General features: G+C 60.6%; 29 protein-coding genes and 2 pseudogenes. 17 read left to right on the top strand and 14 right to left on the bottom strand.

Translation table 11 applies throughout. The annotated features are described in order from the left end of the window. The first annotated feature begins 54 nt into the window (after nucleotides 1-54). The 3 genes from rnd (at nucleotide 55) to EJ576_RS08380 (ending at nucleotide 2,518) form a co-directional block, all read left to right on the top strand. Nucleotides 55-1,188, top strand: coding sequence for a ribonuclease D (gene rnd / locus EJ576_RS08370; protein ID WP_126570022.1), 1,134 nt, complete (start codon nucleotides 55-57; stop codon nucleotides 1,186-1,188). Next, nucleotides 1,185-1,478 carry a YcgL domain-containing protein gene (locus EJ576_RS08375; protein ID WP_028619389.1) on the top strand — a complete coding sequence of 98 codons (294 nt, stop codon included), beginning with the start codon at nucleotides 1,185-1,187 and terminating at the stop codon, nucleotides 1,476-1,478. Before rnd ends, EJ576_RS08375 begins: the two co-directional genes overlap by 4 nt. 107 nt (nucleotides 1,479-1,585) lie before the next feature. Continuing rightward, nucleotides 1,586-2,518, top strand: a complete 933-nt coding sequence (locus tag EJ576_RS08380; RefSeq protein ID WP_122724941.1) for a D-2-hydroxyacid dehydrogenase — start codon at nucleotides 1,586-1,588, stop codon at nucleotides 2,516-2,518. A gap of 35 nt (nucleotides 2,519-2,553) precedes the next feature. Here the strand turns inward: EJ576_RS08380 and EJ576_RS08385 are convergent, their stop codons facing one another. Beyond that, complete coding sequence (locus tag EJ576_RS08385; RefSeq protein WP_126570023.1) at nucleotides 2,554-3,138, bottom strand: nitroreductase family protein; 585 nt, start codon at nucleotides 3,136-3,138, stop codon at nucleotides 2,554-2,556. 154 nt (nucleotides 3,139-3,292) lie between these two features. On the opposite strand from EJ576_RS08385, the gene EJ576_RS08390 reads away from it, so the two are divergent. Together EJ576_RS08390 and EJ576_RS08395 are read left to right on the top strand one after the other, a co-directional pair. Continuing rightward, the gene (locus EJ576_RS08390) at nucleotides 3,293-3,742 is read left to right on the top strand and encodes a YcgN family cysteine cluster protein (protein WP_003172524.1); all 450 of its coding nucleotides are present in this window, start codon (nucleotides 3,293-3,295) and stop codon (nucleotides 3,740-3,742) included. A 12-nt stretch (nucleotides 3,743-3,754) separates the two neighbouring features. Then, nucleotides 3,755-4,975 (top strand): hypothetical protein, encoded by a 1,221-nt coding sequence (locus tag EJ576_RS08395; RefSeq protein ID WP_126570024.1) that lies wholly within the window; start codon nucleotides 3,755-3,757, stop codon nucleotides 4,973-4,975. Here EJ576_RS08395 and EJ576_RS08400 read toward each other — a convergent pair. The 3 genes from EJ576_RS08400 to EJ576_RS08410 all read right to left on the bottom strand — a co-directional run bounded on the left by EJ576_RS08400 (nucleotide 4,972) and on the right by EJ576_RS08410 (nucleotide 6,399). Then, the gene (locus EJ576_RS08400) at nucleotides 4,972-5,322 is read right to left on the bottom strand and encodes a DUF2892 domain-containing protein (RefSeq protein ID WP_126570025.1); all 351 of its coding nucleotides are present in this window, start codon (nucleotides 5,320-5,322) and stop codon (nucleotides 4,972-4,974) included. The genes EJ576_RS08395 and EJ576_RS08400 overlap by 4 nt on opposite strands. Nucleotides 5,323-5,390: 68 nt before the next feature. After that, nucleotides 5,391-5,858 carry an RNA methyltransferase gene (locus EJ576_RS08405; protein ID WP_003189607.1) on the bottom strand — a complete coding sequence of 156 codons (468 nt, stop codon included), beginning with the start codon at nucleotides 5,856-5,858 and terminating at the stop codon, nucleotides 5,391-5,393. A 166-nt stretch (nucleotides 5,859-6,024) separates the two neighbouring features. Then, nucleotides 6,025-6,399 carry a YajD family HNH nuclease gene (locus tag EJ576_RS08410; RefSeq protein WP_003210675.1) on the bottom strand — a complete coding sequence of 125 codons (375 nt, stop codon included), beginning with the start codon at nucleotides 6,397-6,399 and terminating at the stop codon, nucleotides 6,025-6,027. A gap of 98 nt (nucleotides 6,400-6,497) precedes the next feature. Here EJ576_RS08410 and EJ576_RS08415 point away from each other — a divergent pair, with 98 nt between their 5' ends. Further along, complete coding sequence (locus EJ576_RS08415) at nucleotides 6,498-7,418, top strand: ParB/Srx family N-terminal domain-containing protein (protein WP_122686475.1); 921 nt, start codon at nucleotides 6,498-6,500, stop codon at nucleotides 7,416-7,418. Between the two features lie 4 nt (nucleotides 7,419-7,422). Here EJ576_RS08415 and EJ576_RS08420 read toward each other — a convergent pair whose 3' ends face one another. Then, a complete protein-coding gene (locus EJ576_RS08420) occupies nucleotides 7,423-8,103 on the bottom strand; it encodes a spermidine synthase (protein WP_028619395.1) in 681 nt (226 codons plus the stop codon). 78 nt (nucleotides 8,104-8,181) lie between these two features. On the opposite strand from EJ576_RS08420, the gene EJ576_RS08425 reads away from it, so the two are divergent. Next, on the top strand, nucleotides 8,182-8,460 hold the full coding sequence (locus EJ576_RS08425) for a hypothetical protein (RefSeq protein WP_068934897.1): 279 nt from the start codon (nucleotides 8,182-8,184) through the stop codon (nucleotides 8,458-8,460). Here the strand turns inward: EJ576_RS08425 and EJ576_RS08430 are convergent. Beyond that, nucleotides 8,457-8,930, bottom strand: a complete 474-nt coding sequence (locus EJ576_RS08430) for a cyclic nucleotide-binding domain-containing protein (RefSeq protein ID WP_122724949.1) — start codon at nucleotides 8,928-8,930, stop codon at nucleotides 8,457-8,459. The two genes, EJ576_RS08425 and EJ576_RS08430, sit on opposite strands and share 4 nt — an antisense overlap. Nucleotides 8,931-8,999: 69 nt before the next feature. Further along, complete coding sequence (locus tag EJ576_RS08435) at nucleotides 9,000-11,042, bottom strand: S9 family peptidase (protein ID WP_126570026.1); 2,043 nt, start codon at nucleotides 11,040-11,042, stop codon at nucleotides 9,000-9,002. A 25-nt stretch (nucleotides 11,043-11,067) separates the two neighbouring features. Between EJ576_RS08435 and EJ576_RS08440 the strand changes: the two genes are divergently transcribed. The 3 genes from EJ576_RS08440 to EJ576_RS08450 are packed head-to-tail and all read left to right on the top strand — an operon-like array spanning nucleotide 11,068 to nucleotide 12,965. Next, the gene (locus EJ576_RS08440) at nucleotides 11,068-11,604 is read left to right on the top strand and encodes a hypothetical protein (protein ID WP_028619398.1); all 537 of its coding nucleotides are present in this window, start codon (nucleotides 11,068-11,070) and stop codon (nucleotides 11,602-11,604) included. Between the two features lie 30 nt (nucleotides 11,605-11,634). Beyond that, nucleotides 11,635-12,411 carry a class II glutamine amidotransferase gene (locus EJ576_RS08445; RefSeq protein WP_122724953.1) on the top strand — a complete coding sequence of 259 codons (777 nt, stop codon included), beginning with the start codon at nucleotides 11,635-11,637 and terminating at the stop codon, nucleotides 12,409-12,411. 11 nt (nucleotides 12,412-12,422) lie between these two features. Continuing rightward, nucleotides 12,423-12,965 (top strand): DUF2937 family protein, encoded by a 543-nt coding sequence (locus EJ576_RS08450; protein WP_126570027.1) that lies wholly within the window; start codon nucleotides 12,423-12,425, stop codon nucleotides 12,963-12,965. A 109-nt stretch (nucleotides 12,966-13,074) separates the two neighbouring features. Here the strand turns inward: EJ576_RS08450 and EJ576_RS08455 are convergent, their stop codons facing one another. Continuing rightward, the gene (locus EJ576_RS08455) at nucleotides 13,075-13,995 is read right to left on the bottom strand and encodes a LysR family transcriptional regulator (protein ID WP_122724955.1); all 921 of its coding nucleotides are present in this window, start codon (nucleotides 13,993-13,995) and stop codon (nucleotides 13,075-13,077) included. A 175-nt stretch (nucleotides 13,996-14,170) separates the two neighbouring features. Between EJ576_RS08455 and EJ576_RS08460 the strand changes: the two genes are divergently transcribed. The 4 genes and pseudogenes from EJ576_RS08460 to EJ576_RS29930 form a co-directional block, all read left to right on the top strand. Further along, nucleotides 14,171-14,911 carry a 5-oxoprolinase subunit PxpA gene (locus EJ576_RS08460; protein WP_126570028.1) on the top strand — a complete coding sequence of 247 codons (741 nt, stop codon included), beginning with the start codon at nucleotides 14,171-14,173 and terminating at the stop codon, nucleotides 14,909-14,911. Continuing rightward, on the top strand, nucleotides 14,908-15,612 hold the full coding sequence (locus EJ576_RS08465; protein ID WP_126570029.1) for an allophanate hydrolase subunit 1: 705 nt from the start codon (nucleotides 14,908-14,910) through the stop codon (nucleotides 15,610-15,612). Before EJ576_RS08460 ends, EJ576_RS08465 begins: the two co-directional genes overlap by 4 nt. Continuing rightward, nucleotides 15,609-16,526 (top strand): biotin-dependent carboxyltransferase family protein, encoded by a 918-nt coding sequence (locus tag EJ576_RS08470; protein WP_126570030.1) that lies wholly within the window; start codon nucleotides 15,609-15,611, stop codon nucleotides 16,524-16,526. The genes EJ576_RS08465 and EJ576_RS08470 overlap by 4 nt, the downstream gene beginning before the upstream one ends. 10 nt (nucleotides 16,527-16,536) lie before the next feature. Beyond that, nucleotides 16,537-16,695, top strand: a pseudogene (locus tag EJ576_RS29930) (hypothetical protein); the annotation flags it as partial. Between the two features lie 65 nt (nucleotides 16,696-16,760). Here the strand turns inward: EJ576_RS29930 and EJ576_RS08480 are convergent. Together EJ576_RS08480 and EJ576_RS08485 are read right to left on the bottom strand one after the other, a co-directional pair. Then, the gene (locus EJ576_RS08480; protein WP_126570032.1) at nucleotides 16,761-17,357 is read right to left on the bottom strand and encodes a hypothetical protein; all 597 of its coding nucleotides are present in this window, start codon (nucleotides 17,355-17,357) and stop codon (nucleotides 16,761-16,763) included. A gap of 151 nt (nucleotides 17,358-17,508) precedes the next feature. Then, nucleotides 17,509-17,676: pseudogene (locus tag EJ576_RS08485) on the bottom strand (allophanate hydrolase); the annotation flags it as partial. Between the two features lie 130 nt (nucleotides 17,677-17,806). Between EJ576_RS08485 and EJ576_RS08490 the strand changes: the two are divergent. After that, nucleotides 17,807-18,079 (top strand): hypothetical protein, encoded by a 273-nt coding sequence (locus tag EJ576_RS08490; protein ID WP_126570033.1) that lies wholly within the window; start codon nucleotides 17,807-17,809, stop codon nucleotides 18,077-18,079. Nucleotides 18,080-18,112: 33 nt separating this feature from the next. Here EJ576_RS08490 and EJ576_RS08495 read toward each other — a convergent pair whose 3' ends face one another. The 3 genes from EJ576_RS08495 to EJ576_RS08505 all read right to left on the bottom strand — a co-directional run bounded on the left by EJ576_RS08495 (nucleotide 18,113) and on the right by EJ576_RS08505 (nucleotide 21,312). Further along, complete coding sequence (locus tag EJ576_RS08495; protein WP_016975243.1) at nucleotides 18,113-19,291, bottom strand: VWA domain-containing protein; 1,179 nt, start codon at nucleotides 19,289-19,291, stop codon at nucleotides 18,113-18,115. Then, nucleotides 19,291-20,136, bottom strand: coding sequence for a MoxR family ATPase (locus tag EJ576_RS08500; RefSeq protein ID WP_003210690.1), 846 nt, complete (start codon nucleotides 20,134-20,136; stop codon nucleotides 19,291-19,293). Before EJ576_RS08500 ends, EJ576_RS08495 begins: the two co-directional genes overlap by 1 nt. Before the next feature lie 99 nt (nucleotides 20,137-20,235). After that, complete coding sequence (locus EJ576_RS08505; RefSeq protein WP_126570034.1) at nucleotides 20,236-21,312, bottom strand: DUF748 domain-containing protein; 1,077 nt, start codon at nucleotides 21,310-21,312, stop codon at nucleotides 20,236-20,238. A gap of 127 nt (nucleotides 21,313-21,439) precedes the next feature. Here EJ576_RS08505 and cysK point away from each other — a divergent pair, with 127 nt between their 5' ends. Both cysK and EJ576_RS08515 read left to right on the top strand, forming a co-directional pair. After that, nucleotides 21,440-22,414, top strand: coding sequence for a cysteine synthase A (cysK, locus tag EJ576_RS08510; protein ID WP_010212098.1), 975 nt, complete (start codon nucleotides 21,440-21,442; stop codon nucleotides 22,412-22,414). A gap of 109 nt (nucleotides 22,415-22,523) precedes the next feature. Continuing rightward, a complete protein-coding gene (locus tag EJ576_RS08515; RefSeq protein ID WP_028619405.1) occupies nucleotides 22,524-23,462 on the top strand; it encodes an aspartyl/asparaginyl beta-hydroxylase domain-containing protein in 939 nt (312 codons plus the stop codon). A 79-nt stretch (nucleotides 23,463-23,541) separates the two neighbouring features. Here the strand turns inward: EJ576_RS08515 and acnA are convergent, their stop codons facing one another. Continuing rightward, a complete protein-coding gene (acnA, locus tag EJ576_RS08520) occupies nucleotides 23,542-26,283 on the bottom strand; it encodes an aconitate hydratase AcnA (protein WP_122724967.1) in 2,742 nt (913 codons plus the stop codon). Nucleotides 26,284-26,394 lie beyond the last annotated feature (111 nt).

The raw sequence follows: 26,394 nt of genomic DNA on the forward strand, positions 1-26,394 counted from the left end.
TCGCTAGCCCCTTTCGCGATATATACTGCGCGCCATTCTTCAAGGGAGAGCCGTGTGGCCATCGATATTCACTGGATCTGCGACAACGATAGCCTCGGCCAGCATTGCGCCGAATGGCAGCAGTTGCCATTCGTCGCCCTCGACACCGAATTCATGCGGGTCGACACCTTTTATCCCATTGCCGGGCTGATCCAGATTGGTGATGGCGTGCGCGCTTACCTGATCGATCCCCTGACCATCGACAACTGGCAACCCTTGGCCGCCTTGCTGGAAAACCCGGCGGTGATCAAGGTGGTGCACGCCTGCAGCGAAGACCTGGAAGTGTTGCTGCGCTTGACCGGCAGCCTGCCAGTCCCGCTGTTCGACACCCAATTGGCCGCCGCTTACCTGAACCTCGGTTTCTCCATGGGCTATTCGCGCCTGGTGCAAGCCGTGCTGGATATCGAGCTGCCCAAGGGCGAGACCCGTTCGGACTGGCTGCAGCGGCCCTTGTCCGATACGCAAGTCAGCTACGCCGCCGAAGACGCGGTGCACCTGGCTGAGGTCTACACGCGTCTGCGCCCGCAGCTGTCGGACGACAAGTACGCCTGGGTGCTGGAGGACGGCGCGGAGTTGGTCGCCAACCTGCGCCGCGAAGTCGATCCCTACGAGGTGTACCGCGACGCCAAGCTGGCCTGGAAGCTGTCCCGCGCCCAACTCGCCGTACTGCGTGAACTGTGCGCCTGGCGCGAGCAGCAGGCCCGCGCCCGTGACCTGCCGCGCAACCGCATCATTCGCGAACACTCGTTGTGGCCCTTGGCCAAATCCCAGCCGGATAACCTCGCCGCCCTGGGCAAGATCGAAGACATGCACCCGCGCACCGTGCGTCAGGACGGCCAGTTCCTGCTGGACCTGATCAAGCGTGCCGGCAGCGTGCCGATGGACCAATGGCCGCCTGCTGTTGCCGAACCGTTGCCGGTGGATGCCGCCGCGCTGATCAAGCAACTGCGCGCCCTTGGCCAGGCGGAAGCCGAACGCCTGGAGATGGCGCCGGAACTGATGCTGCGCAAGAAAACCCTCGAAGCCCTGGTCAAAAGTGGCTACCCCGATGGGCCTTATAAATTGCCAGACTCGCTGCGTGGCTGGCGCCGCGAGTTGATGGGCCAGGCGCTGCTCGACAGCCTGGCTACCGCCGGAGAACAGCCTTGAAACGTATTTGCTCCATTTACCGCAGCACCAAACGCGCCGGCATGTACCTTTACGTACTCAAAAGTGATGAGCTTAAACGTGTGCCCGAAGGTTTGCTCGCGGTGTTCGGCCAGCCGCTGCTCGCGTTCAACCTGGTGCTGACGCCTGAACGCAAACTGCAACAGGAAGACATCGTGCAGGTGCTGGAAAACCTCGACAAACAGGGTTACCACCTGCAAATGCCGCCGCCCGAGGACGAGTACATCGAACACTTGCCCGAAGAACTGCTGCGCCGCAACGACCCGATGTGATCGACCGGTGCTCCGTCCGGGGCACTTGCTTCAATGGAATCGTATAAGTGGGCGGTGGCCGTAAGGATGCGGGCAGCCGTCCGTACTGTTTTTGAAAGGTTTTATGCATGCGTGTTCTGATTGCTGAACAGGATCACCCGCTCTACGCCCAATTGCTGGGCGAAGCGGCACCGGACCTTGAAGTGTTGACCAGCGGCGACTCGGCAGAACTGTCGCGGCTGGCCGCCGATTGCCCGGTCTGGCTGGGCCAGCCGGACCTGCTGGCGACGCTGCTGCGCCAGGGCCATCACCCGCAATGGCTGCAATCGACCTGGGCCGGCATCACCCCGTTGCTGGCTGAAGGCTTGCCCCGCGACTATCGCCTGACGCGTGCGGTGGGCATTTATGGCCAGGTCATGGCCGAATTTGTCCTCACCTATATGCTCGGCCACGAACGTGAGGTATTGGCACGTCTGGTCAGCCAGGTCGAGCGCAAATGGGACAACCGCATGGGCCAGAGCCTGGCGGGGCGCAAAGTGCTGATCGTCGGCACCGGCGATATAGGCCAGAGCGTTGCCGAGTTCCTGGTGCCGTTCGGCGTGAAGTTGTACGGCATCGCCAGCACCGCTCGAGAGCAGGCGCCGTTTGTCGAAGTGGCCGGGCTTGACGCCCTGGGCCGTCTGGTGGGCGAGGTGGACTACGTGATCAACCTGCTGCCCAACACGCCGAGCACCCATGACCTGTACGACGCGGCGCTGTTCAAGCAATTCAAGTCGACCGGGTTGTTCATCAACGTCGGACGCGGAGTGGCGGTGGTGGATGCGGACTTGGTCGAGGCCCTGAAAGAAGGGCACCTGGCCGGTGCGGTGATTGACGTGTGCCGCCAGGAACCGCTGCCGCAACGTCATCCGTTCTGGACCGCGTGGGGCCTGTTGTTGACCGGGCACAGTTCGGCACCGACGTCACCAGCATTGATGGTGGAGTTGTTCGTGCAAAATGTGCGGGCGTATCAGGCCAAGCAAGCATTGCGTGGAACCGTGGATTTCGAGCGCGGTTACTGATAGCAGAGGAGCCGGCATGCCGGCTCCTCTTGGCATTACAGGCTGAAGTCACCTTCCGATACCAACTCGCTCAACGGCCGGCGTGGGCTCGGCGTTTCGCGACCTTGCAGGTACTCCGGCAAGCTCGACTTGTCCCCCAATTTGCCAATCGCGACGGCGGCATGCAGTGCATAACCTTCCGGGATTTTCAGCTCTTTGCGGGTCAGGTCCTGATCGAAACCGGCCATGCCGTGGGTGTGCCAGCCGCTGAGGCTAGCCTGTAGCGCTAGGTGGCCCCAGGCCGAGCCTGTGTCGAAGGTGTGCCACAGTGCCGGGGTTTCTTCCGTAGCGCCGGGGGCGGTGAAGTCGGTTTTCGAAGCGATGATCACCAGGGCCGACGCGTGTTGCGCCCAGCCACGGTTGAATTCATTCAGCAAGTCCAGGAAACGCTCCCAGTCCGGCGTGTCGCGGCGCGCGTAGAGAAAGCGCCAAGGCTGCGAGTTGTAGGCGGACGGCGCCCAGCGCGCGGCTTCGAAGAAACTCAGCAGGGTCTCCTTGGAGATGCTCTCGCCGGTGAAGGCGCGGGGCGACCAGCGGTCGGTGAACTGGGTGTGGATCGGATAGTCGGCAACACGTGTCATGGAGCAGTTCCTGATCGTCAATTCGGCGCTCAAAGCTACTGCGCGGCCACTAGACTGACAAGTGTTGTAACACCGCCAGTCGTAAGCGCTTGGCCGCAGGGGCCTTGGGCACTAGACTGGCGGCCTTTTCACCTACCGATACTGATGTAGAGCCATGGCCGCCAAAGTCGAACCTTTCTGGATACGCAAAACCCTTGAACACCTCGACCAGGAGGAGTGGGAGTCGTTGTGCGACGGCTGTGGCCTGTGCTGCCTGCAAAAGCTAGAGGACGAAGACGACAACAGCGTCTATTACACGCGGATCGCCTGCAAACTGCTCGACCTGAAAACCTGCCAGTGCACCGACTACCCGAACCGTCGCGCGTCGGTGCCGGATTGTATCCAGCTCACGCCGGGCCAGGCTGACCAGTTCAAATGGTTGCCGCCCACCTGCGGCTATCGCCTGGTCAGCGAGCGCAAGGACCTGCCGCTATGGCACCACCTGGTCTGCGGCGACCGCGATGCCGTGCACCACGAACGCATTTCCCAGTCCGGGCGCATGCTCAGCGAAGGCAGCGTGCCCGAAGACGACTGGGAGGATTACCTGATTTTCCGCGCGGGCTGACAAGGAGTGGGTATGAGGGGGGCAATCAAGCTGGCGGCATCGTTGGTGTTGCTGACGCTGAGCACATCGGCGTGGTGCGCGAAGAAAGTCGACCTGGATTATCACGTCAAACTGTTGCCCCAGAGTGATCAGGCTGAAGTGCGGGTGAGTCTGTCCCAGGGCTCGGCGGTGCGCAGCCTGAACTTCGACCTTGGTGCCGATGGTGACTACAGCGACTTCAAGGCCGACGGCCAGTGGAGCGTCACCGAGCATCGCGGTCAGTGGCAACCCAGCGCCAATAAAGCCAGCCTGACCTACCGCGTACGCCTCACCCACGCACGCAAGGCCGGTGTCTATGAAACGCGGATGACGCCGAGCTGGGCGTTGTTTCGCGGCGAAGACCTGGTGCCGACGGCGAAACTGGACCAGCAAGACGGCGTCGAGTTGGTCTCACGCCTGGTGTTCGAACTGCCAGCCGGCTGGAAAAGCGTTGAAACCGCTTGGCCGCGCATCGGCAAGCACAAATTCCGCATTGATAACGTCTCCCGCCTGTTCGACCGGCCCACCGGCTGGATGCTCGCTGGCAACCTCGGCAGTCGCCGCGTGCGCCTGGGCGAGACGGAAGTCACCGTGGCTTCGCCCAAGGGCCAGGCCATGCGCCGCATGGATGTGCTGACATTGCTGACCTTCGTCTGGCCCCAAGTGGAAGCGGCCTTCCCGCGCCATCCGGCCAAGCTGCTGGTGGTGGGCGCCAGCGACCCGATGCGCCGTGGCGCGTTCTCGGCGCGGGATTCGGTCTACCTCAACAGCCGCACGCCGCTGGTCAGCGAAAACGGCGGCAGTCCGTTGATACGTGAAGTGGTGCAGGCGATCGGGCGCTTCAATGATCACGACACCAGTGACTGGATCAGCGAAGGCCTGGCCGAGTACTACGGCATCGAACTGGTACGTCGGGCCGGTGGTATCACCGACGAGCGGTATCAGGCAATACAGGCGCGGTTGGCCAAGGAGGGCAAGGACGTGACCAGCCTGCGTGGCGAACACGTCAGCGGTGCGACGGTGTCACGGGCGGTGGTGGTGTTGCAGGAACTGGACCGCGAGATTCGTGTGAAGACTCACAACAAACGGTCATTGGATGACCTCGCGCAGGCGGTGATGCGTGCCAACAGCATCACCACCGCGGAGTTTGTGAAGCTGGCTGAAAGCATCATCGGCGAGTCGTCGGTGGTGCTGGACAACAAGCTGCTGCGTTAGCCGGTGGTTTTAGTAGCCTTCTCGGCCGCGACTTCGGCCTTGGTCTTCAGATTCTTCAGCTCGGCCCCGGCGCGTTCGATCTTTGTGCGCACCGCGTTCATGTCCTGGCGGCCCTGCTCCAGCTTGTCCTTGAGCGAGCTGTGACCGGTAAAACCACGGGCCAGCGCCACACCGCCGATGGCCACCTGGATCAAACCGAAAATTCCGCCACGGCGCAGGCCTTTGCCCACCATCATCGCGCCACCGGCCACCGAGCCAATGCGCTCCCAGCCGTGCACGTTCTGTGTGGGCTGGGTCTCGAAAGGCGTGTGTTCGATGATAGGTCGCAAGGTTTTGCTGTCGCTCATGATCTGTCTCCAACGAGGGCTATTGATAAATAGCTGACTGCCCGCAGGCACCGGATGTTCCCGCAATCTCAATACTTGGGGCCCGAGCGGGTGTTGTTGCCCTTGGCCAGGCGGTCGTAAAGCACGACGTTGACGGTGGCGGCAAGGTTCATGCAGCCGGTGGTCGGTATGTAGACCACGTCTTCGCACCAGTCGCGGATCTCTTTGTCGAGGGAGCCGTCTTCCGGGCCGAAGATGTACAGCGCGCGGTCGGGGTGGGTGTATTCCGGCAGGGGACGAGCGCCCTCCACCAGCTCCACGGCAACGGGAATGCAGCCCAGGGGCAGAATTTTCTTCAGGTCATCAATGCCGATCAGCGGAATGTCGTGGTGGACTTTCTTGGTGTCGGTGATGAAGTCCCGCGCGCGCTCGTAACGCACGCCGGTGTAGAACACCGAGGCCACGCCGTAGCAGCCGGCGGCACGCATGACCGAGCCGACGTTCTCGGGGGATTTGGGGTTGTACAGACCGATGCAGCTGTAGCGTTTATTGCCCACGGGGAAGGGTGCCTTGGAGGAAAACGGCGATTATACGGGGATTAGGCAGGGTGCGGTGTTGTCTGGGATATCGCTATCGCGGGCAAGCCCGGCTCCCACAGAGGAATGCATTCCAATTGTGGGAGCTGGCTTGCCTGCGAAGAGGCCGGCACAGTCAGCGAAGATTTCAGTCGTCCTTCTTCATCAACCCTGCCAACGCCGCAAACGGGTTATGCGTGGCCTTGGCAATCGTCGGGCTGCTGGTAGAACCTTCGCCGAAGTACTGCTGGTCGGTATACCGCGAGTGTTCGTTGTCGTGGCAATACAGGCACAACAATTCCCAGTTCGAACCGTCCTGCGGATTGTCATCATGATTGTGGTTTCGATGGTGTACGGTCAGCTCACTCAGGCGTTTGCCGGCGAACTCACGGGCGCAGCGGCCGCACACGTGGGGGTACATTTTCAAGGCTTTATCGCGGTAGCCCATTTCCCGGTCGCGCTGGGCATCGGCAAGGATGCGGTCCAGCTTGGCGGTGTGGGAGGGCGGGTTGGTCGAGCTCATCATGGCTCCTGGCTATTTTGGGGTTCACGGATAGGGTTGATTCTAGCCGCTCGCGATGCAAATAACCGCTTCACTTTATCGATAAGGATCTGAAACTCATGCGTCTGCATTCATGGACTATTGCACTGTTGTTGTGTGGGCTCACGGCCCAAGCCCAGGCATTCTCTACACCACAACCCGGCCAGGTGATCGAGGTGGCCCTCGACCAATTGCACCCGACCCAGGCGGTGGTGGGTTTTGACCAGATTTACTACAGCCTCGGCCTGTTTGCTGACAAACCCGCCAAGGTCTTCGATGAATACTGCGAAACCAACGGCCAGGGCGAGGCCGACAAAGTGCCCAAGAGCGCGGACCTGCACAAGCCGGCGAGCTTCACCTGCAAGGACCCGGTGGGCACCCATCCCGACGACATGAAAACCGTGGTCGTCGGCCCTGGCGGCCAGTTGTACCTGACCGACGGTCACCACAGCTTCACCACCTTGTGGGAAGTGCCCGGCGGTGGGCCTCGCCTGAACATGTGGGTCAAGGTCACCGATGACTTCAGCAACAGCCCGACCATGGCCAACTTCTGGCAGCGCATGGAGGCCGCGCGCAAGGTCTGGCTCAAGGACAATCAAGGCCAGACCCTGCCGCCCGAGCAACTGCCGGCGCACCTGGGCTTCAAGAACCTGCAGGACGACACTTTTCGCAGCCTGGTGTATTTCACCCGCAAGGCTGCGTATGGCAAGCCTGAGGCCGGGGAGATCGCGCCGGAGTTCCTGGAGTTCTACTGGGGCAACTGGCTGCGCACTCAAATTGATCTGGGCAAGTACAACCTGAACAAGAAGGGTGGCTACAAGGACGCCATTGAGGCCGTGGCCAAGCGCATGGTCAGCCTGGCGCCGGGCTCACAGGTCGGCGATAGCGGTTTCACCGCCCATCAACTGGGCGGCATGACTAAACTCGACCGAAATGAGCTGGAAAAGACCTTCGACAAAAAAGTCCCGTATGTGATCGATTACCGCAATTCCCTGCGCTAACCGATCACACCTTCTGCGCAATCCAGATGGTGTGTCGGGTGCCCTTGTTACCATGGGCAAACACCTGCACTTCCTCGGCCTTGAAACCGGCCTTGCGCAGTTTGTCGCTGAACAGCTTGTCCGCGCTGGCCGACCACACGGCCAGCACGCCTTTGGGGCGCAGGGCCTTGGCGCAGGCGGCCAGGCCGCCGGCGGAGTAGAGCCAGCTGTTGGCCTTTTGCGTGAGGCCTTCGGGGCCGTTGTCCACGTCCAGCATGATCGCGTCAAAGCCCTGGGGCTCGGCCTGCAGCACCTTGGCCACGTCTTCCAGGCGGATCACCGTGCGCGGGTCCAGCAGCGGGCGGCCGGATTTTTCGCCCAGCGGTCCACGGTTCCACTCCACAACGCCCGGCACCAGTTCTGCCACGACCACTTCGGCAGTCTTGCCCAGGTGCTTGAGGGCTGACGCCAGGGTAAACCCCATGCCCAAGCCACCGATCAACACCCGTGAATCCGCACGCCCGGCGACTTTGCGGCAGGGGATCTCCGCCAAGGCATCTTCGGAACCGTGCATGCGCGTGTTCATCAACTGGCCGCCGTCACCGCCCTGAATCTTGATGACGAAATCTTCACCGTATTCGAACAGGCACAAGGCACCGCCGTTGTCGGGGATCGGGGTGGTGTCCAGCAGAACGAAACGTTTCATGGAAATCTCATTGGGAAGGGCATTCTTGCGCGGTTGGGAGTAGCCTTACGACATTCCGGTCAGGCCATGGAGCCATCGATGAAGTGCAGCATTCTAACGGTCATTGTGTTGAGCGCGCTCGCCTCTGGTGCGGCGCAGGCTCAGGAGTTGCAAACCGTACCGGTCGCGCCCGCCCCAACGCCGGGCGCGCCGGGCACCCCGACGCCGACGTTGTACCCGCAAGTCACCCCACCGGTCGTGCCCAAGACCAACGGTTCGCCGCCCTTGGTGCCGATCGTGCTGCCAACGCCGCCCAAGGACCAGACGGTGCCGGGCCTGCTGCAAAATGACAGCAAACCGAAGACGCCTGGCGGTTAAAACTGTTGCGAGAGTAATTGCCCATCGGCCATGCGCAAGCGCTTGGACAGGGCGATGGCAATCGCGCGGATGATCTTGGCGGCGACCCTGGGCGCTTCGTTGAGCATTTTTTCCAGGGAGTCCTTGCCCAGATTCAGCAGCACGCAGTCACTGGCCGCCATGCAACTGGCCGAGCGTCGCTCGCCGTCGAGGACCGCCATTTCGCCAAAGGCCCGACCGCTGCGCAGGGTGGCGATGGTCAGGCGCTGGCCTTCGTGGTTGGTTTTTTGCACCGCCACCTGGCCGCTGTGGATGATGCACATGAACGTGCCAGCATCGCCCTCGAGGAAAATCACCTCATCGCGGGCAATGCTGCTGATATTGAAATAGCCGGCGGCGACGTGAAAGTCTTCCGGCAACAGCGGGTCGAACAGGCCGCAATCCATGAGCATGTCGCGGATTTCGTTATTGAGAAGCGTCGGTTGTGGCATGGCAGCAGTATTGATCCGTCAATCATGTGGGGCGTTCTGTGTTCAGACAGAGCCGCCCCGCTAAGTTCCTTAAATGAGTTCCAGCGCCCTGAACACAAAGCCATATTCGAGTGCTACGTCACGTAATCCCTGGTAACGACCGCTCATGCCACCGTGGCCGGCGCCCAGCTCGGTCTTGAGCAACAGCAGGTTGTCGTCGGTCTTGGTGTCGCGCAGCTTGGCCACCCACTTGGCGGCTTCCCAATATTGCACGCGGCTGTCGTTGTAGCCGGCGATCACCAGCAGGTGCGGGTAGGCCTGGGCGCGAACGTTTTCATACGGCGCATAGGCCTTGATGCGCTCGTAGACGTCCGGTGCTTGCGGGTTGCCCCACTCGTCGTACTCGGTGATGGTCAGCGGCAGTTCAGGGTCGAGCATGGTGTTGAGCACATCGACAAACGGCACTTCGGCAATCGCCGCCTGGAACAGCTCCGGACGCTGGTTGAGCACTGCGCCGATCAACAGGCCGCCGGCACTGCCGCCGCTGATGGCGAGTTGTTTGGAGGTGGTCAGGCCCTCGGCGATCAGGTGTTCGGCGCAGGCGATAAAGTCGCTGAAGGTGTTCTGCTTGTGTTCCTGCTTGCCGTTGCGATACCACGCCTCACCCAACTCACCGCCGCCGCGCACATGGGCGATGGCAAACGCCACGCCTCGGTCCAGCAGGCTCAGGCGTGCATGGGAGAACCACGGGTCCAGGCTCGAACCATAGGCGCCGTAGCCATACAGGTAGAGGGGCGTTGGTTTACCCAACTGGTCGCGCTTGACCACCAGGCTGATCGGCACCTGGGTGCCATCCGCCGAGGTGGCCCACAGGCGCTGGCTCACGTAATCGTCGGCATTGAACACGCCGAGTACCGGGGTTTCCTTGAGCACCTGTTGCGCGCCACTGGCCAGTTCCAGCTGACGGACCTGGGCCGGGCGGTTCAGGGCTTCGTAACGCAGGCGGATCTTGTCGCTGACAAATTCCAGGCTGTTCTGTACGTAGAGGCTGTAGGCAGCGTCAGGCAATTCCACGCGATAGGCCGGCAAGCCCTGCGGGTGCACTTCGATCACCGGCAGGCCACCGATGCGCAGGCTCAAGGTCATGGCATGGGTGTTCAGGCTCACGCCATCGAGCATCACCTCATCGCTGTGGGGGATCAGGTTCTGCCATTCAGCTTGTGTCGGCACGTCGCCAATGTCGGTTGCCACGAACAGGGCGTAATTGATGCCTTCGCGGTTGCTGCGGATAAACCAGGTCCACGCCCCATTTAACTGGCCGTGGTCGACATCGTATTCATGGTCTTCTACACGTGGCGCCAGGCAGGTGAAGTCCAGGTGTGGCTGATCGGCGTCCAGGGCCCAGACTTCGCTGGTGGTCTTGCTACCGAGGGACAGCAGCAACTGGCGCTCGGAGCTGGAACGGTAGCAATGCAGGAAGAAACGTCCGTCGGGTTCATGGAACACTTCCTGCGCCGCCGTGCCGTCCAGGCGATAGCGATACAGCTTGTGCGGGCGGTGGGTGTCGTCCAGTTCGCCAAAGAACAGGGTCAGGCTATCGTTGGCCCAGGTCATGCTGCCGTCGCAGTCTTCAAACGCCAGTTCGCTGACTTTGCCGGTGGCCAATTCCTTCACGTACAGGGTGTAGATCTCTTCACCGCTGGTATCGAGGCTGTAGGCCAGGCGTTGGTGGTCGGGGCTGATGCTGAACGCGCCGAGGGAGAAGAAACCGCCATTGGCCAGCACGTTCGGGTCCAGCAACAACTCTTCGCTGCTGTCGTCCACCTGATTGCTGTCGTCGGCCGGGCGGCGGCAGCGGTAGTGGCGGGCGTATTCGTCACCGGCGGTGGTGCGGGTGTAATACAGATACGGGCCCCACGGTGACGGCAGCGACAGGTCGGTTTCGAGAATGCGGCCCTTGATCTCCTCGAACAGGGTTTCGCGCAGTGCTGCCTGGTCGGCGAGCTGGGCTTCCTGCCAGGCGTTTTCGGCCTTGAGGTAATCGAGCACCTCAGTGCTGTCGCGCTCTTGCAGCCAGGCGTACGGATCTGGACCTTGGGCCTTGCGGGCAATCGGAGCGGTCGATGTAGGCATGGGATTATTCTCTATCGGGCGGACGGTGGCAGGCTTTGCAGCCGCGACACGCAAAAGCCGTTATCATAGCCGCCTGTTTGCCAACCTTGCCATGGACACCATGACCGAGAACGACTATCTGACCGCTTGGGGCCTTTACGCCTTCGCCGCTTTGGGCTGCCTATTGGTGTGGTGGCGCATGACCCGCTGGATCTGGCGCTGGCTGCGCGAGCCGCTGCAATTGCTGATGGCGGTGCTGCTGTTCAGTCCGACCATCGTCGACCCGGTCAAGACCCAGTTCGCACCGGCCGTGGCCATCACCGCCCTGGACTTGGTGCTCAAGGTTGGCAATAACGCCTGGCGGGCCATTTCCGATCTGTTCATGTACACCATGATCGCCTTTGGCGTGTACCTGGTGTTTGTGCTGATCCGTTGGCCCATCGAGCGCGCCGCCAAGGCCCGCCGTGAGCGCAAGGCCGCCGCGGATGCTGCGCTGGCTGCCGAGCCGGATCAAGATGAAGACGACGTGCCTTTTCGCCGTCCTGCACCTGTGAGCGGTATGCGCGTCGAACCGCGCCTTTAACGTTGTCCGCCCTGCTGCGAGAGCCCTGGCATGTGTGAATTATTGGGCATGAGTGCCAACGTCCCCACCGATATCGTGTTCAGCTTCACTGGGCTGATGCAGCGCGGTGGGCGCACCGGTCCCCACCGTGACGGTTGGGGCATCGCGTTCTATGAAGGCCGTGGCCTGCGCCTGTTCCAGGACCCGGCCGCCAGCAGCGAATCGGAAGTCGCGCTGCTGGTGCAGCGTTACCCGATCAAGAGCGAGGTGGTGATTGGGCATATCCGCCAGGCCAACGTCGGCAAGGTCAGTTTGGCCAACACCCACCCGTTCGTGCGCGAACTGTGGGGCCGCAACTGGTGCTTTGCGCATAACGGCCAGCTGGCCGACTTCAACCCACGCGCCACCTTCTACCGCCCGGTGGGCGATACCGACAGCGAAGCGGCCTTCTGCGATCTGCTCAACCGCGTGCGCGAAGCCTTCCCGGAGCCGGTGGACATTGAAGAAGTCCTGCCGGACCTGATCGCCGCCTGTTCCGAATACCGCAGCAAGGGCGTGTTCAATTGCCTGCTCAGCGACGGCGACTGGCTGTTTTGCTATTGCTCGACCAAGCTCGCACAAATTACCCGTCGCGCTCCGTTTGGCCCGGCGCGCTTGAAAGATGTCGACGTGATCGTCGATTTTCAGGCCGAAACCACGCCCAACGACGTGGTGACCGTGATCGCCACCGAGCCTTTGACCGACAACGAAAACTGGACCCGCTACGAACCGGGCCAATGGAGCCTGTGGCGACGTGGTGAATGCGTCAGCCAGGGCATCACCGAGTAAGGATATCGACCATGTTGCTCAGTTATCTGCGGTTGGTGCTGTTTGCCATTGGCCTGTTGGTCGGCGTGCAAGTGCCGGGGTTCATCAGCGACTACGCCAAGCGCGTCGAAGCCCATTTGATCGAGGCCCAGACCGGCCTCAGTGGGTTTGAAACCACTGCACGGCAGTTCTTCAACGGCGACTTGAAGGCATTGGTGGCGCATTACCGCGCCAGTGACGACCCGGTGTTCCAGAGCGACGCCAACAGTCTGGGCGCCATGCTTGATCGCCAGGTAGCCTTGGACAAGCAATTCCAGGCCATGCAAGGCCCGTGGTACATCCGCGCCCTGCAAGTGGCGGTGGCGGCGGACCCGGATATCCGCCAGGAAACCTGGAACGGCTACAGCTATCAGATCCTGCTGACGCCCGAGGCCATGGGCTGGGGGCTGGGCGGGGCGATGCTGTTGTCGTTCGGCCTGGAGTGCCTGTTCCGTTTGATCGACTGGGTGGTGTTGGGCGGCAAGCGCCTGCGCCAGAGTCGACCGATTGAAGAGCGAGACCTGAAAGGCCTCTAAAGACCGACGCGGTCAAATGTGGGAGCTGGCTTGCCTGCGATAGCTATTTATCAGTTAATGCATCAGTGACTGATACACCGCTATCGCAGGCAAGCCAGCTCCCACAGTTTTAATCGGGTTTTGTCAGTAACATTCTGTCTTCACCGACTTCTTCGGCATAGCGGGCAACGACTTTCTGACACAACCCCACAATCTCTTCCACCAGTTCCACCCCCACGCGCCACGACACCACCACCTGCAAGTTCGGCAGTTTCTGCGCCATCGGCAACATCACCAATTCGCCGCGCGCCAGTTCTTCGCTGACCAGCACCGGCGGCAGCGCGCCAATGCCGAAGCCATCGCGCAACAAGCGAGTAATCGCCGACACCGAGTTCACACAGTTCATCCGTGGCGCGGCCACGCCGTTGGCTTGCATCAGGCTGATCACGTCCTGGTGCGGATGGGAGTTTTTCGAGTAGGTGATGATGCGCTCCTGGGCCAGTTCGGCCAGGGAGGCGTAGTCACGGTTATAGATCGACTGGCTGGCGACGATCCAGGCCATGGGGTGGCTGCACAGCTCCAGGCTGCGCACGGTTTCGAGGCGCAGCAGGTCGGTTTGCAGGATCAGGTCGAGGAAGCCTTTTTGCAGCTGATCGCTGAGGTTCAGCGCGGTATCGGCGACCAATTCGATTTCTACCAGCGGGAAGTAGTCCATCAGTTCCGCCACCAACGGGCTCAGCCAGGTGTGGATCACCGTGTCCATTGCGCCGATGCGGATGCGCCCGACTTTGCTGCTGGTAGTCTCCAGGGACTGCTTCAAGCCCTGCATGGTCACCATCATTTGCTCGGCGTAATCGAGCACCTTCAAGCCTTCCGGGGTCAGGCTCACGCCGCGTGAGTCGCGCAGAAACAATTTCACCCCCAGTTCACTTTCCAGCACCGCGATGCGGCTGGAGATCGACGCCTGGGTGGTGAACAACTTCTCGGCGGTCAGGCGGAAACTCTTGAGCTTGGCCACCCAGACGAAGGTTTCGAGGAACTTCAAATTCATGGGATCAACTTTTTCTTATGCATGGATCGGTTTTTATTAGTTGGACGCCGCACCGGGCCAGCGCCAAAAATCGAGCCATCCCACGATAAGCGTCGTAGGGGGGTCAGGACAAGTTGCGAGTTCTGTGTAAAAAATCCCACACTACAAAAAAATAAAGCCTACAGGAGCGACCAGCGTGAGCCGCCTTCTTCTGAATTGCGACATTGGCGAAAGCTTCGGCAACTGGACCCTGGGTCTGGACGCCGAGGTCATGCCGTTCATCGATTGCGCCAATGTGGCCTGCGGCTTCCATGCCGGTGACCCGAGCATCATGCGCAAGACCGTCAGCCTGGCACTCAAGCATGGCGTGCAAGTCGGTGCGCACCCGGCGTATCAGGACCTGCAGGGTTTTGGCCGTCGTTCCATGGTCTACACGCCCCAGGAAATCCAGGACCTGTTGCACTATCAGATCGGCGCCCTCGACGGCATCTGCCGGGCGCAAGGTGGGCGGGTCAGCTATGTGAAGCCCCACGGCGCGATGTATAACGACATGATGGCCAACCCGGCGCAATTGCGTGCGGTGATCCAGGCCGTGGCGGCCTACGGCGAACTGCCGCTGATGTTGCTCGCCACCCGCGACAACAGCGTAGCGCAGGCGTTAGGCGACGAGTATGGCGTCACCCTGTGGTTTGAAGCCTTTGCCGACCGCGCCTATGACAACAAGGGCCACTTGGTTTCGCGCCAGTTGCCCGGTGCCGTGCACCACGATTCCGACACCATCCTGCAGCAAGCCCTGACCATCTCCCGAGGTGAAGCCCTGACCGCCAGCGACGGCAGCTCGTTGGTCCTGCAGGCCAATACGCTGTGCGTACACGGTGACAACGCCAGCTCGATCGCCGCCGTGCAGCGTATCCGCGAGGCATTGAAGCCAGCATGAAGCCTCGGATTGAAGTGGTAGCCATCGACTGCCTGATGGTGCGTCTGTTTGATGCAATCGCCGAAGCCAACATGCCGTGGATGCTCGCCGCCACTCAGCGCTTGCGCAGCGGTTTCGGCGCGGCCTTGGTGGACCTGGTGCCGTCCTACACCACCTTGATGGTGCATTACGACCTCGGCGCATTGAACCCAGCCCAGGCACGGGAATTGATCGACCTGGCTCTGACCGACCTGCAACCGCAGACCCAGGGCAGCGGCCAGTGCCATGTGCTGCCGGTGTGGTATGACCTGAGCGTCGGTCCTGAGCTGACCCTGCTCAGCCAGCGTAGCGGCCTGGCCATCGACGATGTGATCCGCCGCCACAGCGCCCACGAATACCAAGTGTTCGCCCTCGGCTTCGCCCCCGGTTTTGCCTTTATGGGCCTGGTGGATGAAATCCTCGCTGCGCCACGCCTAAACACCCCGCGCAAACGCGTGGCGGCGGGCAGTGTCGGCATCGCCGAACGGCAAACCGCCGCCTATCCGGTGGTCTCGCCGGGCGGCTGGAACCTGATAGGCCGCACGCCGGCCAAACTCTTCGATCGTGAGCGAGACGGCTACAGCCTGATGCAACCGGGCGACACTGTGCGCTTCGAATCTGTCGATCACGCCGAATTCATCAAACTGGGTGGCGATGACACGCCGTTGGAGGCGCAGGCATGAGCCGCTTGATCATCGAGGCCAGCACACCGCTGTGCCTGTTGCAGGACGCCGGCCGTTTCGGCGTGCGCCACCTGGGCGTGACCCAGGGCGGCGCGCTGGATTGGGTGTCGATGTCCTGGGCCAACTGGCTGCTGGACAATGCGCTGGACGCGCCGGTGGTGGAAATCACCCTCGGTGGTTTTACCGTGCAGGCCGAGGATTATTGCCTGCTGGCCCTCGCCGGTGCGGATTTGGGTGCTTACATCGACGAACGCGCCATCAGCCCTGGCCGCAGTTTTATCCTGCAAAAGGGCCAGCGTTTGCGTTTCACCCAGCCATTCGATGGCGCGCGGGCCTACCTGGCGGCACCGGGTGGGTTTGATGCGCCGGATGTGCTGGGCAGTTGCGCCACCGTTGTACGTGAAGAACTGGGCGGCGTGGACGGTTTCGGCAAGGCACTGGCCGAAGGCGCGTGCTTGGTCTATTCCGGTACAGGTGGCGCAATGAAGGTGCTGAGCGCACCGGATTTGCAATCCGGTAAACCGTTGGATGTGATCGTTGGCGCGCAGATTGGCCAGTTCAGCGGGCAAAGCCTGTTCGATGCGTTCAACACAGCATGGGTCCTCGACAGTCGTGCCGACCGCATGGGCATGCGTCTGCTGGGCACGCCGTTGCAGTACCAGGGGCCGTCGCTGATTTCCGAAGGGATCCCGTTGGGCGCAATCCAGGTACCACCGGATGGGCAGCCGATTGTTTTGCTTAATGATCGGCAGACCATCGGTGGTTATCCGCGCCTGGGAGCCTTGACGCCATTGGCGTTGGCGCGCTTGGCGCAGTGTTTGCCGGGTGAAAAAGTACGGCTTGCACCGGTTGTACAGCAAACCGCCCACGAACAGCATGTGAAGTTTTTGGCTCGATACAACAGTGGGGTTTGAGGGCCGTTTTAGTGTTGAGCACTGGAACGAGGAACCTGGGTATGTGTGGATGCAGCGCTTCATGGCCAAGTACAGGAAGTTGATCTGGATTAACCCGTATCCCAAGGACACGTGGGGGTATACCGCCTCGATCAATATCGTTCGGAAACTGATCGAGGGTCAGATGTAACCGCTAACCTTGCGCGGCCTGGGGGAAGGGATGCGGTTCTTGTCCAAATAAGCGCCCAGTATTGCTCAGCACTTTTTGCGTGGGCGCGGTACTGGCGGCTTACGCGGTTTTTTCGAAGGCTTGCATGTGTGTGCATCATGCCAGTCGAAGACTAGAAAATTTCGAGTAAAACGACGGACCAGCTCTGTGTCAACAATGTTGGACTTACCGTCGTTATTCAAATCCCAACTAATTGGCGTACCCGCACCGGAACCGTCGCCGTTGGTGTAAAACGCAGCCGTATAGACAATAGTTTCATCACGAGGAACACCCTCGCCTTCATGAAAATGCAGGCGCACGGTATCGGGTATGCCGTTGGCGTCAAAGTCTTCGGCAAAAATCTTCAGGTATTTAACGAAGGGCGCATCCAGGCTGAACCAATTGAACTCAATGAATTGCTGCGCGAATTCAAGCGCCATCACTTCATCCAGCCTGTCGACCACGCCGTTGTTATTGACGTCGTCGGCCAGGCTCCATTCAAGTTTGCCGTCATTATTGATATCGAAGAGGGTGGCTTTTAAAACAACAGGCTGGGCAAGAGCCTCATCGTGAAAGTCCAGGTAAACCACATCGGGTTTGTTGCTGTCGTAGACATCGTGAGCACGCAAGATCAAGAAGCGCATAAAGAAAACCGGTAAAGGAAGAAGACAATAGGCTCCCATTTGTACGGTTTGACGTCGATTCACCGACCTCGCCAGAAACCGTCAGTCAATTCCGACCTCTTTGAGGCGCCGACGGGGAAACTCGCATCAGCGATGCCGAGTTCCTACAAAATCAGCGAAACCGCTGCAAATACTGAATGTGTTGACGGTGCGCAGTCTCTTGAACCACCGGTACCAACCGAACTTTCTACCCCGGCAGACACTGCGCCAGCCGCGCCAGCGCACCTAAACGCGGGTAACCAACAATGGTCTGCCGATCATTGAGCAACACAATCGGCGCGTTCGTGTGTGCAACGCTGCAGTCGCACAGAGGTGTCAGAAGTGGCTGACTCTTCCTATCAGGTTTAGGGTATCGAGCTTCAGCGGTAGCAATGCCAGCCTATCGGCTCTGCCCTCAACTGATTTGCCATATGCGATTCTTGATCTTGCGCGCTTATGATATCGACGATAACAATAAGCCTGATGTGGTTTATCTGGACTTCTACGATGAAACGCTTGCCTATACGGCTGCCCTTTATATCAGCGGTGATGGCTCCGGTAAGGGAGCCTCTTTAAGTTGGGATGTAAATAACGACGGTCGGATCAATCTTGTGGATAAGGAACTGGTCCAACGTTTCAGCAGGAATTTTCTGGTGTTCGGATGGCACGACGGGTGCCAATCCAAATCATATCAACTCATGTAGAGCGGATATTCGGTTCCTCCGAAGGCTAGCGGTTTACTTGGACAAGAACCGCATCCCTTCTTCCAACCCGCGCAGCGTCAGCGGATACATCTGATCCTCCACCAACTCCCGCACAATCCCCGTCGACGCGGTATACCCCCAGGTGTCCTTCGGATACGGGTTAATCCAGATCAGCTTCTTGTACTTGGCCATGAAGCGCTGCATCCACACATAGCCCGGCTCCTCATTCCAGTGCTCGACGCTGCCGCCGGCCTGGGTGATTTCATACGGCGCCATCGACGCATCGCCGATAAAGATCACTTTGTAGTCCGCGCCATATTTGTGCAGCAAATCCTGGGTCGAGGTGCGTTCCGAGGTGCGGCGCTGGTTGTTCTTCCACACCGACTCATAGACAAAGTTGTGGAAGTAGAAGTACTCCAAATGCTTGAACTCGGTCTTGCACGCCGAGAACAGCTCTTCGCAGATCTTCACGTGGGCATCCATCGAGCCGCCGATATCGAACAGCAATAGCAGCTTGATGGTGTTGCGCCGCTCCGGGCGCATCTGGATATTCAGCAACCCGGCGTCACGTGCGGTGTGGTCGATGGTGCCGTCAATATCCAGCTCTTCCGCAGCACCCTGGCGCGCAAATTTGCGCAGGCGGCGCAGGGCGATCTTGATGTTGCGCGTGCCCAGTTCAACCTGGTCGTCGAGGTTCTTGTACTCGCGTTGGTCCCACACCTTAACGGCCTTGCCCTGGCGCTTGCCGGCATCGCCGACGCGAATGCCTTCCGGGTTATAGCCGCCGGAGCCAAAGGGGCTGGTGCCGCCGGTGCCGATCCACTTGTTGCCGCCGGCGTGACGTTCCTTCTGTTCTTCCAGGCGTTTCTTGAATTCCTCGATGAGTTTGTCGAGGCCACCCAGCGACTGGATCTGCGCGCGTTCCTCATCGGTCAGCGAACGTTCGAATTCCTTGCGCAGCCAGTCTTCGGGGATCAACGCCTGCAGGTGGTCGTCGAGTTTTTCCAGGCCATTGAAATAAGCGCCGAAGGCCCGGTCGAACTTGTCGAAATGCCGCTCGTCCTTGACCAGGATCGCCCGGGCCAAGTAGTAGAACTCGTCCATATCGGCGAAGGTCACGCGCATTTTCAGCGCGTTGATCAGGTCGAGCAGCTCGCGCACCGACACCGGTACCTTGGCGGCACGCATCTCGTTGAACAGGTTGAGCAGCATCAGCGATTACCGCGACGGCTCATGAACGCCAGACGCTCCAGCAACTGCACGTCTTGCTCGTTCTTCACCAACGCACCGGCCAGCGGCGGGATGGCTTTGGTCGGGTCGCGCTCGCGCAGCACGGCTTCGCCGATATTGTCAGCCATCAACAGCTTGAGCCAGTCCACCAGTTCGGAGGTGGAGGGCTTTTTCTTCAGGCCCGGTACTTTGCGCACGTCGAAGAACACGTCCAGCGCTTCGCTGACCAGGTCTTTCTTGATGTCGGGGTAGTGCACGTCGACGATCTTCTGCAAGGTGGTGCGGTCTGGGAAGGCGATGTAGTGGAAGAAGCAGCGACGCAGGAACGCGTCCGGCAGCTCTTTTTCGTTGTTGGAGGTAATGATGATGATCGGGCGTTTCTTGGCCTTGATGGTCTCGTCAATTTCGTAGACGTAGAACTCCATCTTGTCGAGTTCTTGCAGCAGGTCGTTGGGGAACTCGATGTCGGCCTTGTCGATTTCATCGATCAACAGGATCACCCGCTCCTCAGACTCGAAGGCTTCCCAGAGCTTGCCCTTTTTCAGGTAATTGCGCACGTCATGCACCTTGTCCACGCCCAGCTGCGAGTCGCGCAGACGGCTGACCGCGTCGTACTCGTACAGGCCCTGGTGGGCCTTGGTGGTGGACTTGATATGCCAGGTGATCAGCTTGGCACCGAAGGACTCGGCCAATTGCTCGGCGAGCATGGTCTTGCCGGTGCCGGGCTCGCCCTTGACCAGCAGCGGCCGCTCCAGGGTGATGGCGGCGTTGACGGCCAGTTTCAGGTCATCGGTAGCCACATAGGCCTGGGTGCCTTCGAACTTCATCGGTGTTTCCTCGCATTCATCAATGCCCGGACTATACCGCGCAGCCCCGGCGACTGTGAACGCAGGCGGCTTATTCAGTCTCTGAATGACCAGTCACGATCAATCCGCCGACGGCTTGGGTTGTTCATAGCGCGCATTGAACGCCTGGATGAACCCATTGCGCAAAATCGCCAAAAACGCGGAGAACGCGCTGACATTTTGCTGGTGCACGCTGCCACTGAGTTCAACACGGGTGGCGAACTGGTTTTTCGCCTGGTTTTTCAGCACGGTTTCACTGGCGCCGACCACGGCCTCCCAGATCGAGCGGAAGATGTTCTTGTCCTTGTTCTCCACGTCCTGTTGCCAGTCGAACACTTCCACATCGCGCATCAGCGGCTTGATATAGCCGGTCAACTGGCCTTTTTCCGCCTGGGCTTCGATCACCACGTCGCCGGTGCCAGCCTTGAAATCGAATTTGCCGTAGGCCGAGGCGAAGTCATTCATGCGCTTGAGCTGCAGGTCCTTCGCGCGAAAACGGAATTCGAAGTTCTCGAAATTGCTCAGCGGGTCGAAGGTGGCGGTGGCTTCCAGCGGCGCCTGGCCCTGAAGGAGCGCCTTGCCCTCGAAGCGGGCGTCGCGCTTGCCTTTGACGTCGACCACGTTGGTCAGGTTATAGAAGCTGGCGTTGACCTCGGTGGCATTGATGTTGACCGGTGGTTTGGAGTTGAAGTTGTGGAAGGTGATCTTGCCGTCCTCGATGCGCACCTCGTCGAGGGTGATGGGGGCCAGCTTGCTCAATTGCTCGCGCCAGTCGGTGCCCTTACCGGTCTGGGACGCCTGCTTGTTGGCGCCGCCGTCGACGAAGTTCACTTCGGGGTTGATAAAGCGCACCTTGGCGACCACCGCATGGTCGTACCACAGCGAGTGCCAGCTCACCGCCAGGTCGATCAACGGCGCCTTGACGAACGGTACGGGCACTTTGCCATCGACCTTGATGATCTCCAGGCCGTTGATCCTGTAGGCGCCGCGCCACAGGGCCAGGTCCACATCGGTAACCTGGCCGCGGTAGTCGCCCATATCAGCGAGCTTCTCATTCAAATAGTTGCGCACCAGGTAGGGCAGGGCGATGCTCAGGGCAACCAGCACCACCAGCAATCCGGCAACGGTCCATAGTGGCCAGCTGTAGCGACGTTTCATGGGGAGGGTCCTCTGTCCGTATAGGGGATGGACTGTTGTGAAGCGTGCAACGTTCCTCCGACTGGACGCTTCGCGGCACGAGGCATACCCTTGTGGCCTTCCTGAACACCGCCCAATAGGACCCGTCATGAGCCGCATCTTTGCAGACAACGCGCACTCCATCGGTAACACGCCCCTGGTTCAGATCAACCGGATCGCACCGCGTGGCGTGACCATCCTGGCCAAGATCGAAGGGCGTAACCCAGGTTACTCGGTGAAGTGCCGCATTGGCGCAAACATGATCTGGGACGCTGAAAGCACCGGCAAACTCAAGCCGGGCATGACCATTGTCGAACCCACCTCCGGCAACACCGGCATCGGCCTGGCATTCGTCGCCGCCGCCCGTGGGTACAAATTGCTGCTGACCATGCCGGCCTCCATGAGCATCGAGCGACGCAAGGTGCTCAAGGCACTCGGCGCCGAGCTGGTGCTGACCGAGCCGGCCAAGGGCATGAAGGGTGCGATCGAGAAAGCCGGCGAAATCGTTGCCAGCGACCCCGCCACCTATTTCATGCCGGCTCAGTTCGAAAACCCGGCCAACCCGGCGATCCACGAGAAAACCACCGGTCCGGAAATCTGGAATGACACCGATGGCGCCGTGGACGTGCTGGTGGCGGGGGTGGGCACTGGCGGCACCATCACCGGTGTGTCGCGCTATATCAAGAACATCGCGGGCAAACCGATCCTGTCGGTGGCGGTCGAGCCGATTGTGTCGCCGGTGATCACCCAGGCGCTGGCCGGTGAAGAGATCAAGCCCAGCCCGCACAAGATCCAGGGCATCGGCGCCGGGTTTGTGCCGAAGAACCTTGACCTGTCGATGGTTGACCGTGTGGAACTGGTGACCGACGACGAATCCAAGGCCATGGCCCTGCGCCTGATGCAGGAAGAGGGGATTCTGTGCGGTATCTCCTGCGGCGCCGCGATGGCCGTGGCGGTACGCTTGGCCGAGAAACCGGAGATGCAGGGCAAGACTATCGTGGTGATCCTGCCGGACTCCGGTGAGCGCTACCTGTCGAGCATGCTGTTCAGCGATTTGTTTACCGAGCAAGAAAACCAGGCTTGATTTGAGTCAGCGCCGAAAGCCCGGGCCTTCTGCATAATGGCCCAACTGTTTATCATGGCCGGCTGCTACGTCTGCTGTTGGCCAGGCGCTTATTTCCAGGAGTTGCTGCATGACCTTTTCTTTGGCCGCCAAGCTGTCGGTGCTGGCGTTGTTTATCGGCAGCACGTTGTATGTGCACCTGCGCGGCAAGGCGCGTTTGCCGCTGTTGCGCCAGTTCGTCAACCATTCGGCGCTGTTCGCCCCGTATAACGCCTTGATGTACCTGTTCTCGGCCGTGCCGTCCAAGCCGTACCTGGACCGCAGCAAGTTCCCGGAGCTGGATGTGCTCAAGGACAACTGGGAAGTGATCCGCGAAGAGGCCATGCACCTGTTCGACGAGGGATACATCCGCGCGGCCGAAAAGAACAACGACGCCGGCTTCGGCTCGTTCTTCAAGAAGGGCTGGAAGCGTTTCTACCTCAAGTGGTACGACAAACCCCTGCCGTCGGCCGAGGCGCTGTGCCCGAAAACCGTGGCGCTGGTGAGCAGCATTCCCAACGTCAAGGGCGCGATGTTCGCGCTGTTGCCGGGCGGCAGCCACCTCAACCCGCACCGCGACCCGTTTGCCGGTTCCCTGCGTTATCACCTGGGCCTGTCGACGCCGAACTCTGACGACTGCCGCATCTTTGTCGACGGCCAGGTCTACGCCTGGCGTGACGGTGAAGACGTGATGTTCGACGAAACCTACGTGCACTGGGTCAAGAACGAAACCGAGCAGACCCGTGTGATCCTGTTCTGCGACATCGAGCGGCCACTGAGCAACCGCGTGATGACCCGCGTCAACCGTTGGGTCAGCAAGCAATTGGGGCGCGCCACTGCGCCGCAGAACCTGGATGACGAGCGCGTGGGCGGGATCAACCAGGCGTATGCCTGGAGCAAGACCTTCAGTGACAAGTTCAGCGGCGTGGTCAAGCAGTGGAAGCGCAAGCATCCGAAGGCTTACCGGATTGCTCGGCCGGTGCTGGCGGTGGTGGTGCTGGTGCTGCTGTGGAAGTGGTTGTTCGGCTGATTTGAAATGCAGTTGAAATTGTGGGAGGGGGCAAGTCGAACCGTCGCACCGCCCCTCCCACATTTGACATCTATCGTTCTTAAGAGGCGATCAACTGGCGCAGCACGTAGTGCAAGATGCCGCCCGACTTGAAGTATTCCACCTCATTGAGCGTATCGATCCGGCACAGCACCTCGACCTTCTCGCTGCTGCCATCCTCCCGGGTAATCACCAGCGTCAGGTTCATCCTCGGCACGATCTCCACCTCGGTCAGACCGAGAATGTCGATCTTCTCCTTGCCGGTGAGCTTGAGCGACTTGCGGTTCTGATCCAGCTTGAACTGCAACGGCAGCACGCCCATGCCCACCAGGTTGGAGCGGTGAATCCGCTCGAAACTCTCGGCGATCACCGCCTTGACGCCCAGCAGGTTGGTGCCCTTGGCTGCCCAGTCGCGGCTGGAGCCGGTGCCATATTCCTGGCCGGCCACCACCACCAGCGGTGTGCCCGACGCCTGGTATTTCATCGACGCATCGTAGATCGGCATTTTCTCGCCAGTGGGGATGTACAGCGTATTGCCGCCTTCTTCGCCGCCGAGCATTTCATTGCGGATACGGATATTGGCAAAGGTGCCACGCATCATCACTTCATGGTTGCCCCGGCGTGAGCCGTAGGAGTTGAAGTCGCGCGGTTCCACGCCTTGTTCACGCAGGTAGCGACCGGCGGGGCTGTCGGTCTTGATATTGCCGGCCGGGGAGATGTGGTCGGTGGTCACCGAGTCGCCCAGCAGCGCCAGCACGTTGGCGCCTTTGACGTCTTTGATGACCGGCAGAGGCCCGGCAATGTCGTCGAAGAATGGCGGATGCTGGATATAGGTCGAGTCTTTCTGCCACACGTAGGTGGCGGCCTGTGGCACTTCAATGGCTTGCCACTGCTCGTCACCGGCGAATACCTCGGCGTATTCCTTGTGGAACATACCGGTGCTGACCTGAGCCACGGCATCCGCGATTTCCTTGCTGCTTGGCCAGATGTCCTTGAGGTACACCGGCTTGCCATCCTGATCGTTACCCAGCGGTTCACTGCTGATATCGATGCGCACGGTGCCCGCCAAGGCATACGCCACCACCAGCGGCGGCGAAGCCAACCAGTTGGTTTTCACCAGCGGGTGCACGCGGCCTTCGAAGTTGCGGTTACCCGACAGCACAGACGCCACTGCAAGGTCGGCCCTCTGGATGGCTTTTTCGATCGGCTCGGGCAGCGGGCCGGAGTTGCCGATGCAGGTGGTGCAGCCGTAACCCACCAAATCAAAGCCGAGCTTGTCCAGATACTGGGTGAGGCCCGCCGCTTTGTAATAGTCGGTAACCACTTTGGAGCCTGGCGCCAGAGAGGTTTTAACCCACGGCTTGCGTGTCAGGCCTTTTTCCACGGCCTTTTTCGCCACCAGACCGGCCGCCATCATCACGCTGGGGTTGGAGGTGTTGGTGCAGGACGTGATCGCGGCGATCACCACCGCGCCGTTTTTCAGGCGATAGGTCTGGCCGTCGTATTCATAGTCGGTTTCGCCGACGAGGTCGGCATTGCCCACGGCAACCCCGCCACCGCCTTCGCTTTCCAGGCGGCCCTCTTCTTTGTTGGTGGGTTTGAATTGCAGGTCGAGGAAGTCGCTGAAGGCTTGGCCGACATTCGGAAGCGCCACACGGTCCTGCGGGCGTTTCGGCCCGGCCAGGCTGGCTTCGACGCTGCCCATGTCCAGGGCCAGGCTGTCGGTGAACACCGGCTCCTGGCCCGCGTTGCGCCACAGGCCCTGGGCTTTGGTGTAAGCCTCGACTAGCTTCACGGTTTCTGCGGGACGGCCGGAGAGGCGCAGGTAGTCCAGTGTTACCTCATCCACCGGGAAAAAGCCGCAGGTGGCGCCGTATTCCGGGGCCATGTTGGCGATGGTGGCGCGGTCGGCCAACGGCAGGTCGGCCAAGCCGTCGCCATAGAACTCGACGAATTTACCCACCACGCCTTTCTTGCGCAGCATCTGGGTCACGGTCAGCACCAAGTCAGTGGCGGTGATGCCTTCCTTCAATTTGCCGGTGAGCTTGAAGCCGATCACTTCCGGGATCAGCATCGACACCGGTTGGCCGAGCATCGCCGCTTCCGCTTCGATCCCGCCCACGCCCCAGCCGAGTACGCCCAGGCCGTTGATCATGGTGGTGTGGGAGTCAGTGCCGACCAAGGTGTCGGGGAAGGCGTAAGTGCGACCGTCTTCGTCCTTGGTCCACACGGTGCGGCCGAGGTATTCGAGGTTGACCTGGTGGCAGATGCCGGTGCCCGGTGGCACCACACTGAAGTTGTCAAAGGCGCTCTGGCCCCAGCGCAGGAAAGCGTAGCGTTCGCCGTTGCGCTGCATTTCGATGTCGACGTTCTGCTCAAAGGCGTCGGCGTTGCCGAACTTGTCGACCATCACCGAATGGTCAATTACCAGGTCCACGGGCGATAGCGGGTTGATGCGCTGCGGATCGCCCCCGGCCTTGGCCACGGCGGCGCGCATGGCGGCCAGGTCGACCACGGCGGGGACGCCGGTAAAGTCTTGCATCAACACACGGGCGGGGCGGTACTGGATCTCACGGTCGGACTGGCGTTCCTTGAGCCAGGCGGCAATGGCCTTGAGGTCGGCGCCGGTGACGGTCTTGTTGTCCTCCCAGCGCAGCAGGTTTTCCAGCAGCACCTTCAGTGACATCGGTAGCTTGTCCAGGTCACCCAGGCTCTTGGCGGCTTCGGGCAGGCTGAAGTAGTGGTAGGTTTTGCTGTCTATTTCAAGGGTCTTAAGGGTTCTCAGGCTATCAAGCGATGACATGACACGACTCCTTATGGTCCGCACGGCTACGGACCTGACGGGACGAACAGAGCTATCAACTTAGCCCTGTTTTCATTAGCAGGCTAATAACTGGACTCTATCGTTAAGTCC

Origin of the sequence: Pseudomonas sp. C 49-2 (assembly GCF_003970195.1) — a bacterium.
Taxonomy (GTDB): domain Bacteria; phylum Pseudomonadota; class Gammaproteobacteria; order Pseudomonadales; family Pseudomonadaceae; genus Aquipseudomonas; species Aquipseudomonas canadensis.

Coding starts and splice junctions, on each gene's coding strand:
- EJ576_RS08415 (WP_122686475.1), top strand. CDS start 6,498: ATGCGTCTGCATTCATGGACTATTGCACTGTTGTTGTGTGGGCTCACG.
- EJ576_RS08385 (WP_126570023.1), bottom strand. CDS start 3,138: ATGACACGTGTTGCCGACTATCCGATCCACACCCAGTTCACCGACCGC.
- EJ576_RS08435 (WP_126570026.1), bottom strand. CDS start 11,042: ATGCCTACATCGACCGCTCCGATTGCCCGCAAGGCCCAAGGTCCAGAT.
- EJ576_RS08500 (WP_003210690.1), bottom strand. CDS start 20,136: ATGAAGTTCGAAGGCACCCAGGCCTATGTGGCTACCGATGACCTGAAA.
- acnA (WP_122724967.1), bottom strand. CDS start 26,283: ATGTCATCGCTTGATAGCCTGAGAACCCTTAAGACCCTTGAAATAGAC.
- EJ576_RS08495 (WP_016975243.1), bottom strand. CDS start 19,291: ATGCTGCTCAACCTGTTCAACGAGATGCGTGCCGCCAAGGTACCGGTG.
- EJ576_RS08505 (WP_126570034.1), bottom strand. CDS start 21,312: ATGAAACGTCGCTACAGCTGGCCACTATGGACCGTTGCCGGATTGCTG.
- EJ576_RS08515 (WP_028619405.1), top strand. CDS start 22,524: ATGACCTTTTCTTTGGCCGCCAAGCTGTCGGTGCTGGCGTTGTTTATC.
- EJ576_RS08410 (WP_003210675.1), bottom strand. CDS start 6,399: ATGAGCTCGACCAACCCGCCCTCCCACACCGCCAAGCTGGACCGCATC.
- EJ576_RS08490 (WP_126570033.1), top strand. CDS start 17,807: ATGCGATTCTTGATCTTGCGCGCTTATGATATCGACGATAACAATAAG.
- EJ576_RS08425 (WP_068934897.1), top strand. CDS start 8,182: ATGAAGTGCAGCATTCTAACGGTCATTGTGTTGAGCGCGCTCGCCTCT.
- cysK (WP_010212098.1), top strand. CDS start 21,440: ATGAGCCGCATCTTTGCAGACAACGCGCACTCCATCGGTAACACGCCC.
- EJ576_RS08470 (WP_126570030.1), top strand. CDS start 15,609: ATGAGCCGCTTGATCATCGAGGCCAGCACACCGCTGTGCCTGTTGCAG.
- EJ576_RS08390 (WP_003172524.1), top strand. CDS start 3,293: ATGGCCGCCAAAGTCGAACCTTTCTGGATACGCAAAACCCTTGAACAC.
- EJ576_RS08380 (WP_122724941.1), top strand. CDS start 1,586: ATGCGTGTTCTGATTGCTGAACAGGATCACCCGCTCTACGCCCAATTG.
- EJ576_RS08430 (WP_122724949.1), bottom strand. CDS start 8,930: ATGCCACAACCGACGCTTCTCAATAACGAAATCCGCGACATGCTCATG.
- EJ576_RS08455 (WP_122724955.1), bottom strand. CDS start 13,995: ATGAATTTGAAGTTCCTCGAAACCTTCGTCTGGGTGGCCAAGCTCAAG.
- EJ576_RS08480 (WP_126570032.1), bottom strand. CDS start 17,357: ATGCGCTTCTTGATCTTGCGTGCTCACGATGTCTACGACAGCAACAAA.
- EJ576_RS08395 (WP_126570024.1), top strand. CDS start 3,755: ATGAGGGGGGCAATCAAGCTGGCGGCATCGTTGGTGTTGCTGACGCTG.
- EJ576_RS08420 (WP_028619395.1), bottom strand. CDS start 8,103: ATGAAACGTTTCGTTCTGCTGGACACCACCCCGATCCCCGACAACGGC.
- EJ576_RS08445 (WP_122724953.1), top strand. CDS start 11,635: ATGTGTGAATTATTGGGCATGAGTGCCAACGTCCCCACCGATATCGTG.
- EJ576_RS08465 (WP_126570029.1), top strand. CDS start 14,908: ATGAAGCCTCGGATTGAAGTGGTAGCCATCGACTGCCTGATGGTGCGT.
- EJ576_RS08450 (WP_126570027.1), top strand. CDS start 12,423: ATGTTGCTCAGTTATCTGCGGTTGGTGCTGTTTGCCATTGGCCTGTTG.
- EJ576_RS08400 (WP_126570025.1), bottom strand. CDS start 5,322: ATGAGCGACAGCAAAACCTTGCGACCTATCATCGAACACACGCCTTTC.